Here is a 2,139-nt window from a genome sequence, read left to right as displayed (position 1 = left end):
CACCCAGACTTCGGTGTTCGTCGGGATGACCACCTACGACTACACCCTGACCCTGGCCGGTCGGCTGCCGCCGGAAGAGGTCGACCCGCACGTCCCGTTCGGGAACGCCGCGAACTTTGCTGCCGGACGCCTGTCCTATTTTCTTGGTGCACACGGCCCGGCGGTCGTGCTCGACACTGCCTGCTCGTCGTCGCTGGTCACAGTCCATTTGGCGTGTCAGAGCCTGCGGCGGCGGGAAAGCGATCAGGCGCTGGTGGCTGGCGTCAACCTGATGCTGAGCCCGGAAAACAGCATTGCTACCTCGCGCTGGGGCATGTTGGCTCCGGATGGCCGATGCAAGACTTTCGACGCCAGCGCCGACGGTTACGTCCGTAGCGAGGGCTGCGGCGTGGTGGTGCTCAAGCGGCTCAGTGATGCAGTGCGCGACGGGGATTCGGTATTGGCGGTGGTGCGCGGCTCGGCAGTCAATCAGGACGGACCCAGCAGCGGGCAGACCGTGCCCAGTGGGCCGGCTCAGCAGGCCGTGCTTCGATCGGCATTGGCGGCGGCGCGACTGGAGCCGTCGGACATCGATTACATCGAGGCGCACGGCACCGGCACCGCTCTCGGCGATCCGATCGAATTGGGTGCGCTGCATCAGGTATTCGGTGAGCGCCACGGCACGGCGCCGCTGGTGCTGGGCTCGGTCAAGACCAACCTGGGTCACCTCGAGTCGGCCGCCGGCATCGCCGGTTTCATCAAAACCGTTCTCACCGTGCAGCACGGTCACATTCCGCGGCATCTGCACTTCACCGAACTGACGCCGAACGCCGTCGAAGGCGCGTCGAAGTTCACCATCGCTGCCGACGGCATGGACTGGCCGGCCGTAGGGCGCGCGCGTCGGGCCGGGGTGTCGTCCTTCGGGGTCAGCGGCACCAACGCCCACGTCGTCATCGAGCAAGCTCCGGCCCCCGAACCTGCTGCGCCGCAACCGGAATCGGTGATCACGACCTTGGTGGTGTCGGGCAAGTCCCAAGCCCGGATCGCATCGACGGCGCAGGCCCTGGCCGACTGGATGATCGGCGAGGGCGCCGCGGTGCCATTGACCGATGTCGCCCACACGCTCAACCACCATCGGACCCACCACAAGACCTTCGCCACGGTGTCCGCACGCGATCGCGCCCACGCCGTGGCCGGGCTGCAGGCATTGGCGGCCGGCCAGTCGGCGATCGGCCTGGTCGGTCCGCACGAAGGGTTGTGCAAACCGGGCACCGTCTTTGTGTATTCCGGCCAGGGGTCACAGTGGCCCGGTATGGGCCGGCAGTTGCTGGCCGACGAGCCGGCGTTCGCCGCCGCGGTCGACGAGCTGGAGCCGATATTCCTCGAGCACATGAGGTACTCCCTGCAGCAAGTGCTGACCGAGGGCCAGCGGGTGACCGGGGACGCCCGCGTCCAGCCGGTGCTGATGGGCCTGCAGTTGGCGTTGACCGCGTTGTGGCGTTCATACGGTGTGGAACCCGATGCCGTGATTGGACATTCGATGGGAGAGGTGACCGCGGCCGTGGTGGCCGGGGCGCTGACCCCCGGCGAGGGCCTGCGGGTCATCGGGACCCGTTCGCGGCTGATGTCGAAGCTGGCCGGCCAAGGCGCGGTCGGTCTGCTGGAGATGGACGCCGACGCTGCGGAAAAACTGCTCGCCGACTACCCCGAGGTGAGCCTGGCCGGCTTCCTGTCGCCGCGGCAAACCGTGATCGCCGGCTCGGTGGCACAGGTCGACGCGGCGATCAATGCGGTGAGCGCACAGGAGCGGTTCGCGCGGCGGGTGAACATGGAAGTCGCCTCGCACACCGCGCTGATGGATCCCATCCTGCCCGAATTGCGTTCGGCGCTGGCCGATCTGATGCCCAAGCCGCCGACGATTCGGTTTATCTCGACCATCGCCGACGAGGCCGAGACGCCGGTCCTGGACGCCGACTACTGGGTTGCCAACGTGCGTCAGCCGGTGCGGCTGCACCAGGCCATAAGCGTCGCCGCCGAGCAAAACGCCACGTTCATCGAAATCAGCCCGCACCCAACCCTGACGCACGCCGTCACCGAAACGTTGGAGTCGGTACACCATCACAGCGTTGGGACGTTGTCGCGCAAGGGCGATGACACGGT

At 67.3% G+C, this 2,139-nt stretch carries 1 protein-coding gene; it reads left to right on the top strand.

Annotation, left to right across the window (positions count from 1 at the left end; all coding sequences use genetic code 11):
• A partial coding sequence (locus VGH54_RS23985) for a type I polyketide synthase (RefSeq protein WP_331514618.1) occupies positions 1-2,139 on the top strand: 2,139 nt, incomplete at both ends.

The sequence above is a fragment of the Mycobacterium sp. genome, from assembly GCF_036488105.1.
Lineage (GTDB): Bacteria > Actinomycetota > Actinomycetes > Mycobacteriales > Mycobacteriaceae > Mycobacterium.
Note: the sequence above shows the minus strand (reverse complement) of the source record. Positions and strands in the feature narration are given on the sequence as shown.